This window comes from Streptomyces sp. bgisy130, assembly GCF_057708345.1.
In genome coordinates, this window is record NZ_JBYISA010000085.1 from 1 (window position 1) to 7,685 (window position 7,685).

Annotated in this window: 7 protein-coding genes; 2 read left to right on the top strand and 5 right to left on the bottom strand. The window is 71.3% G+C overall.

The window, feature by feature from the left end; genetic code table 11:
- Window positions 1-114 precede the first annotated feature (114 nt).
- From cseC to AC3EUV_RS37975, 5 genes are all read right to left on the bottom strand, one after another.
- Window positions 115-1,419 (bottom strand): two-component system sensor histidine kinase CseC, encoded by a 1,305-nt coding sequence (gene cseC / locus AC3EUV_RS37955; RefSeq protein ID WP_432146882.1) that lies wholly within the window; start codon window positions 1,417-1,419, stop codon window positions 115-117.
- A gap of 8 nt (window positions 1,420-1,427) precedes the next feature.
- Complete coding sequence (gene cseB, locus AC3EUV_RS37960; protein ID WP_432146883.1) at window positions 1,428-2,138, bottom strand: two-component system response regulator CseB; 711 nt, start codon at window positions 2,136-2,138, stop codon at window positions 1,428-1,430.
- 9 nt (window positions 2,139-2,147) lie between these two features.
- A complete protein-coding gene (locus AC3EUV_RS37965; protein ID WP_432146899.1) occupies window positions 2,148-2,759 on the bottom strand; it encodes a hypothetical protein in 612 nt (203 codons plus the stop codon).
- Window positions 2,760-3,012: 253 nt separating this feature from the next.
- Window positions 3,013-3,564 carry a SigE family RNA polymerase sigma factor gene (locus AC3EUV_RS37970; RefSeq protein WP_037743322.1) on the bottom strand — a complete coding sequence of 184 codons (552 nt, stop codon included), beginning with the start codon at window positions 3,562-3,564 and terminating at the stop codon, window positions 3,013-3,015.
- 617 nt (window positions 3,565-4,181) lie between these two features.
- A complete protein-coding gene (locus AC3EUV_RS37975) occupies window positions 4,182-5,141 on the bottom strand; it encodes an HhH-GPD family protein (protein ID WP_432146884.1) in 960 nt (319 codons plus the stop codon).
- Window positions 5,142-5,553: 412 nt separating this feature from the next.
- Here AC3EUV_RS37975 and AC3EUV_RS37980 point away from each other — a divergent pair, with 412 nt between their 5' ends.
- Together AC3EUV_RS37980 and AC3EUV_RS37985 are read left to right on the top strand one after the other, a co-directional pair.
- Window positions 5,554-6,297: a pyridoxamine 5'-phosphate oxidase gene (locus AC3EUV_RS37980; RefSeq protein WP_435604869.1), complete on the top strand. Its 744-nt coding sequence runs from the start codon at window positions 5,554-5,556 to the stop codon at window positions 6,295-6,297.
- A 361-nt stretch (window positions 6,298-6,658) separates the two neighbouring features.
- Window positions 6,659-7,474 carry a hypothetical protein gene (locus tag AC3EUV_RS37985; RefSeq protein WP_432146886.1) on the top strand — a complete coding sequence of 272 codons (816 nt, stop codon included), beginning with the start codon at window positions 6,659-6,661 and terminating at the stop codon, window positions 7,472-7,474.
- Window positions 7,475-7,685: the final 211 nt, after the last annotated feature.

Consider the following 7,685-nt stretch of genomic DNA (forward strand, 5'->3'; position numbering starts at 1 on the left):
ACCCCAACAGCCCCGCGCAGCGGACCGGCCCGCCGCAGGCGCAACGGCGGGAGCACCGCGCAAGCGGGCTAAAAACGGCGATCAACCACCACGGCGGGAAAGCCAAAACGTGGGCTATCGCTCCGGTAGCTGAATAACCGGAAAGCTCCCCGTATTAGTAGGGGCATTCTCCGGAAGCCAGAGAACCGACACCGCCCCGGTCGAACCATCCGTGAGCTCATCCGCGTTGCGGAACGTGAGCCGCGCACCCAGCACCCGCGCCTGGCCCGCCGCGATCGTCAGCCCCAGCCCGTGGCCGCGGCCCGCCCGGTCGCTGCTGCCCGTACGGAAGCGGCTCGGGCCCTCCCGCAACAACGCCTCGGGGAAACCCGGACCGTGGTCACGTACCCGCAGCACCCGGCCCTCGACGGTGACCTCGATCGGCGGCCGCCCGTGCCGGGCCGCATTGGCGATGAGATTGCCGAGGATCCGCTCCAGCCGGCGCGGATCGGTAGTGACATCGGCGTCCCGCGCGACGTCGACGACGATGTCCGGGCCCAGGGCCCGCACCCGGCGGGTGACGAACTCCCCGAGCACCACGTCCTGGAGCTCGGCGCGCTCCGCATGGCCGTCGAGCCGCGCCACCTCCAGCACATCCTCGACCAGGGTGCGCAGCGCCTGCGCCCGGTCGCGCACCAGCTCGGACGGGCGGCCCGGCGGGAGCAGCTCGGCGGCCGTCAGCAGACCCGTGACCGGAGTGCGCAGCTCGTGCGCGATATCGGCGGTGACCCGCCGCTCGGCCTCGATCCGCTCCTGTAGGGCGTCCGACATGGCATCCACGGCCCACGCCAGATCATCGGTCTCGTCCCGCACCCGGCCGCTGCCGACCTCGTCGCGGATACGGACCGAGGTGTCGCCGTCGGCGAGCTTGCCGGCCGCCGCGGCCGCCTTGCGCAGCCGCTTGGAGAGCCGTCCGCCGACCAGCACCCCCAGCGCACAGCCGCCGACCACCACCGCGGTCGAGCCGATCACCAGCGCCTGGTCCAGATCGTCCAGGACGGCGAAGCGGTCCGGGAAACTGTCGTGGATGGACAGCACCCGGTTGTTGCTGAGCGGGGAGGCCGCCCACACCTCGGGGGCGGTCTGCCCGGTGTCCTGAAGATAGGTGGCGCGCTTGTTCTTGGCGACCTCGTCACGCAGCGGCTGCGGCAGCGACGGATCATTGATCTTCGCGCCGAACTGAAGCCGGTTGGTGGACTCGAAGATCTTCTGCGTGAAGTTGAGCCGCTCGATCTGCACATCCCGGCTGTTGTCGAGCATGGAATGCCGGGCGGCGTTGTGCACGACAAGGCTCAGCGCGATCGCGACCAGCGCTCCGACGAGCGCGATCGCGGCGCTGAGCTTCCATCTCAGCCCCGTCCGCAGGGCCAGCCTGACCACCGGAGGTGTCAGCCTCTCAGCTTGTATCCGAAGCCGCGGACCGTCTCGATCCGGTCCTGGCCGATCTTGCCGCGCAACCGCTGGACATGGACGTCCACCACCCGGGTGTCACCACCCCAGCCGTAGTCCCAGACCCGCTCCAGCAGCCGGTCCCGCGACAGGACCGTGCCCGGCGCGTTCGAGAACTCCAGCAGCAGCCGCATCTCGGTGGGCGTCAGCGCGACATTCCGGCCGCCCTTGCGCACCTCCATGCCCTCGGTGTCGACCTCCAGATCACCGAACCGCAGCACCGCCTCGGCGGGACCGTCCGCCTCCGCCGCCGCGGACCCGCCCCGCTCCGGCCCGCTGGCGTGACCGAAGCGGCGCAGCACGGCACGGATCCGGGCGACCAGCACCGCACCGTCGAACGGCTTGGTGACATAGTCGTCGGCGCCGGCCTCCAGGCCGAGCACCACATCGATGGAATCGGCACGCGCCGACAGCATGATCACCGGAACCGTCGACTCGTCGCGGATCCGCCGGCACAGGCTGACACCGTCGAGCCCCGGCACCATCACATCGAGCAGGGCGATGTCCGGACGGTTGGCACGGAACGCCTCCAGCCCCGCGAGCCCGTCGGGCATCGCGGTGACCGCGAAGCCGTCCCGCTCCAGAGCGAGCTGCGTGGCCTCGCGGATGACGTCATCGTCCTCGACGAAGAGCACATGGGTCTCGGCCATGCGGTTGTCTCAACCCTCCGATCCCGTGCCGTCGTCCGGCGTGGCGCCGTCGACGGTGGTCTTGCTGTAGTCGGTGTGATAGCCGTGGTACTCGACGAAGCGGCCACCCGACCAGCGGTAGGGCATCACATCCTCACCGGAAGGGCAGCACACCTTGTCGTCGGAGTCATAGGTCTGCTTGGAGACCTCCAGCTCGCCCTTGTTGACCCCGGCCGAGACCGACGGCTGTTCGTTCGTGTACACGTTGTCATACCCGAGCTTCGTGCCGCTGTGCTTGCGGTAGACGTACGAGCCGATCCCGACGGAATCCGCGCAGGTCATGACGTTGACGATGACATCGGGGGACTTGCCGCCGGTCAGCGACGCATAGGTCACCTCGACCGGGTACTCGTCGGCGGCGCACGGCTTGGCCAGGGACTTCTTCACGAACGCGCCGACCTTCGGGTCGTCCTTCAGCAGCTGGACCGCGTCGACCTTCTTGTAGTCCGCGGTCGAGGACGGGCTGGGAGTGCTGCGCACCGGGCCCTTGGGGGGCACCGGGGTGCTGGTCGCGGAGCCCTCGCTGCGCACACCCTCGCCCCCCGGATTGCATCCGGCCAGCAAAAGGCCGACGGCGGCCACTCCTGCCGTGACCGCGCCGCCTCTGGTCAACCCGTAGCTGGTCAACCTGTACCTGGACAATCCGCTCCCGCTCACCGTGCTGCTCGCACAGCCGCTGATCCCGCTGCTGTTCCTGAAGTGATTGTCGCGCGTCGAGCCCGGAGCCGTAAGGCGCCTGTCGTTCTGCCCGTTTTCACCGGTAAGAATAGTTTTCGTCTGGTAGCTGGTGTGATGCCGTACGCCGTGCCGTGTCCCGCGTGCCGTGCGCCGCCCCTCAGGCCGCGCACCGCTCCCGCTCCCGCTCGCCGCGCTCCAGCATCCGGGCGTCGATGTCGCGCATCTGAAGCTCCTGACGCAGCCGCGCCAGCGCACGGTGCAGCGTGCTCTTGACGGTACCTGTCGACATCCCCAGCGCCGCCGCGGTCTCCTCCGTGCTCATCTGCTCCCAGTGTCGCAGCACCACGACGCTGCGCTGCTTCGGAGCGAGCACCCCCAGGATGTCCATCAGCAGGGCACGGTCCGCGCGCTGCTCGGTGCCGTCGTCCACGCTCGCGTCCGGAAGCTGCTCGGTGGGCACCTCCTCCAGCTTGCGCGCCCGCCACCACTCGGTCCGGGTGTTGATCATGACGCGGCGGAGGTAGGCATCAGCCAGCGACTTGTCCGCGATGCCGTCCCAGCGGCCGTAGGTGCGGACCAGAGCGGTCTGCAACAGATCCTGAGCGTCGACCGGATCGGGCACCAGGCGCCGGGCGCTCCGCAGCAGGGCCTCCTGCCGCGTACGAACGTACTCTTCGAAGTCCAGTACCTTGCCGCCGCTGGTCGCCATCTCGACGCCTCCGATCCGCTTTCGTTCCCCACGTTGACCGTGCCGGCAGTCATCTCCAGCACGAGGAAGACGCTACGGAGGGGGTGTTGCGACGTAATGTGCGTCGGCCCCACAGCGAGTGCACGGAAAACCCTCGGTTGTGTAACAGCGCGCCAGGGGTCCTACTTCGGACGGACGGCAGACCTCTGCACGTCATACTCCGGGGGGAGAAGCACCCCCGCCACAAGACCTATCGGCCGCAACGCGACGGCAACCGTGCCCGCCGAGCGCCTTCTTCAGGCCGTATCGCAGCACCTTTCGGTCATGTTGCCCTAAAGGTGACACCGCATCAGACGGCCAACCGTCACGCGAGGAGGCGCGGCCGCTTGGGCGGCCGCGCCTTCTGTTTGGTGCGGGTGTGGGGGCTGGGGGTGGCGGGCGTGGTGCTGTGGGGGTCGCGGCTGGAGTCTTGGGTGTGTGACGGCCGCGGTCTTGTACGTGTGACGGTCGCGTTCCTACGCAGATGACGGCCGGGCCAGGTCAGCGGCAGCCGTGCTCCTGCGCAGGCGTCATCGACAGCTGTTGCTCCTGCGCAGGCGTCTTCGGTAGCCGTTGCTCCTGTGCAGATGACAGCCCGGCTACGTCAGCGGCAGCCGGTACCGGCCGCCGCCCAGCGGCTCGACCAGACCGTCCGAGACCAGCCCGTCCAACGCCCGCGCCCGTTGCACCGGCTCGTCCCACACCGCGTCCAGCACCTGCTGCGGCACCGGCGTGACAGCCTCGCGCAGCACGGCCAGCAGCTTGCCGCGCACCTGCCGGTCGGTACCGGCATAGGTCTGCGTACGCCGCGGCGGACCGTCGTGCGCCGGCGACCCGGCCTGCCGCCACGCGCACTGCGCCGCGATCGGACAACGGTGACACTCCGGCGTACGCGCTGTGCACAACAGCGCACCCAGCTCCATCGTGGCCGCCGCCCAGCGCGCCGCGAGCTGCTCGTCCTCGGGCAGCAGCGCACGGGCGAGCTTGCGCTCCGCCGCGGTGGTGGCGTTCGGCGGGTACTGGCGGCCGGCCACCGCGCGGGCGAACACCCGGCGCACATTGGTGTCCAGCACCGCGTGCCGCTGCCCGTACGCGAAGGACGCGACCGCGGCGGCCGTGTACTCACCGACGCCGGGCAGCGCCAGCAACTGGCCGTGCTCACGCGGTACGTCGCCGCCGTGCCGCTCCTGTATCGCGGACGCGGCGGCGTGCAGCCGCAGCGCGCGGCGCGGATAGCCGAGCCGGCCCCAGGCCCGGACCGCCTCGCCCGGCGCCTCGGCGGCCAGGTCGGCGGGGCGCGGCCAGCGGGCCAGCCACTGCTCGTACACCGGCAGCACTCTGCTGACCGGGGTCTGCTGCAACATGAACTCGCTCACCATCACGCCCCAGGCGCCCGCTTCGGGGCGGCGCCAGGGCAGATCGCGGGCGTGCTCGTCGAACCAGTCGGTGACCGGGCCGTGCAGCGCGGTCCCGTCGGCGGCTTCCGCGGCCGCGTCGGCGGCGGAAGCGGTCTCGGCGGCGGCGGTCGTGGCAGTGGTGGTGACAGGCGTCGAAGTCATGGCATGCCGATCCTGGCACGTCCGGCCGCGCCCAGGAAACGCACCGGGCCCGCCCCGCCGCACGCCCACCCACACGCAGGACGACCAACCGCTCCTGAGCGGGGGCTACTGGGGGGTAGGGAGGGGTGGGGCGGGGCATGGGGGAGGCGTGGTGGTTGGTGAGTGATCGGCTGGGGTCGGTGGCCCGGCGGTGGGGTGGGGGCGATCGGCTGGGGGTCGGTGGCCCGGCAACGGGTGATCGGCTGGCGTCCGGGGGTCGGCAGTGGGTGGGGAGGGGGCGTGCGATGTGGGGGGCCGGGCGCGGCGCCTCGGTGGCCACGCACCGCCAGGAACTAGCAACTCTCCGTAATCGTTGCTGGAATAGAAGGAGGCGGCAAGCGAGGCCAGGGAGACAACAAGCGAGGATGCGGGCATGGCGGAGATGAGCAGAGCGGGCGACGCGCACGACACGGACGACACGGGCGGGGCGGGCGGGGCGAAAGGTACGGGCCACGCGGGCGAGGTGGGCGACGCGGCGGGGGCGGGCGCCGCGGCGGCGGCCGGGCCGGTCTGCCCGGAGGCGATCCTGCGGGCGCTGGCCGCACATACGACGATGACGCTCGCCTACGTGGATGAGGACGGGCCGCAGGCCTGCGCGGTGCTGTACGCGACCGGGGCGCCGGTCACCGACTGGGCCGAGGGGTCCGCCACGGCCGGCGCGGCCAAGGCGCCCGGCGCAATCGACGAGGTCGACGAGGCCGGCGGGCTGGGTGCGCCCGGTGTGTCGGGTGTGGGGGCCGGCGGGGCTGTCGATGCGACGGGCGGTCTGGAGGCCGGTGCCGGGCCCGCGCTGTACTTCGTCACCGCGACCACGACGCGGCACGGCCGGGCCCTCGCGGAGCCCGGCGCGCGGGTCGCGTTCACGGCGCAGCGGGACGGTCAGGAATGGAGCGGCCTGACGGGGCTTCAGGGCCGGGGGAGCTGCCGCCCGCTGACCGGTGCGGAGCGGGCGGTCGGCTGGCAGGTCTATGTCGAGCGCTTTCCGTTCGTCGCGGCGAGCGACCGGCTGCGCGACGCCCTGGAGCGGACCACTCTCTGGGAGCTGCGTCCCGACTGGCTGCGGCTGATCGACAACGGCCAGGGCTTCGGCCACAAGGAGGAGTGGTCGCGGGGCTGAGTCCCGGGGGCGCTCAGCCCGGCGAGTGGTGAGGCCGGGGGACCTCGGGGTGATGGGCGGGGTCGGTGAGGGCGCGGTGGAGCGTGGTGCTGTTCATGATCAACGGCCGTATGGGGCGGTCCGGTTGTGCTGCTGCTGACGGTCGGCAGGGGGAGTGGCTGACGAAAGTAGGGCCGGAGTGGAGCAGAGCGAGAGTTAGCGGGGCGTCAGGCTCGTTGGGGCCGTAACGCGGCCGGGGGGCCGGCTTGCGGTTGGCTTCGGGCCGGATTTGGGGCCGCTCCGGGCCGATGATGGGAAAAGTTGCAGTCGGAAGCGGCGGGTACTGGCCGGTGCGGGGGGCGATCTCTCGTAGAGTTTCCGCGTGGGATCACTGCGCAATCCGATCGGGCCGCTTCCCTCCTCCATCTACTGGCGGCGGAGGGCCGTTGCGCTGGCCATCGTCGTCCTGCTCGCCCTCCTGGTGGTGTGGGCCGTCAACTGGGGCGGGGCTGGCGGTGAGGGCGGCGATGAGGGCAAGGGATCGCACGGCAAGGGTCCCGCGACGTCCATCACGCCTGGCCCCTCCGCCAGCGGGCCGGTGAACGACCAAAAGCCGGGCGGGCGCGATGAGTCGGGCGACGACGGGGGATCGGGTTCCGGTTCCGGTGGGTCGGGCGCCGCGGGTGGTGGCAGTGGAAGTTCCGGCGGCAGCGGAGGATCCGGTGGTTCCGGTTCAGGGAGCGGGCCGATCGGTCAGGGCTCCGGTAAGAACGCCGTCGTGGCCGGTTCCTCGCTCCCCAACTGTGTTTCCGGTGAGGCCGAGTTGGATCTTCGTAGTGTCAAGCACTCCTATGCGTCCGGTACCCGGCCGAAGTTCGAGCTGACGATCGAGAACGCGGCCGGGGTGGCCTGCAAAGTGGATCTCGGGCAGAAGGCCGCGGTGCTCACCATCAGCGATGCCGCGGGCGACGAACGGGTGTGGGCCTCGAACGACTGCCCGTCGGGCACCGCGCCCGCGCTGTTGAAGGTGCCGGCCAAGGGTTCCGTGCAGCGCATCATCGAGTGGGACCGCCGGGCCAGCGGCCCGCAGTGCGCCACGCCGAGTTCGGCCAAGGTGCCCGCCGGCAGGTATGAGATCGAGGCGAAGGTGCCGGGTCTGGAGGCGGCCCGTACGACGTTCGTCCTGGCTGAGGGCTGAGAGAGCAGCGGGTTGAGGGCTGAGGCTGAGGCCCGGAGCTGAGGCCGCGCATTGGGTCCGACCGGCACCGGTCGGAGCCGACCCCTTGCCGCCCGGCCCCGACCGGCCCCGCCCACAGCCGGACCCCCGGCCGCCTCAAGACGCGGAAGCACCCCCGCCCCAACGGCTCGGAAGCGCCCCCGCCCCAACGCTCGGAAGCGCCCCCTCCCCT

What these genes read in the sequence shown, in the direction of transcription:
- cseB (WP_432146883.1), bottom strand. Translation starts at nt 2,138, where the DNA reads ATGGCCGAGACCCATGTGCTCTTCGTCGAGGACGATGACGTCATCCGC.
- AC3EUV_RS37970 (WP_037743322.1), bottom strand. Translation starts at nt 3,564, where the DNA reads ATGGCGACCAGCGGCGGCAAGGTACTGGACTTCGAAGAGTACGTTCGT.
- AC3EUV_RS37975 (WP_432146884.1), bottom strand. Translation starts at nt 5,141, where the DNA reads ATGACTTCGACGCCTGTCACCACCACTGCCACGACCGCCGCCGCCGAG.
- AC3EUV_RS37980 (WP_435604869.1), top strand. Translation starts at nt 5,554, where the DNA reads ATGGCGGAGATGAGCAGAGCGGGCGACGCGCACGACACGGACGACACG.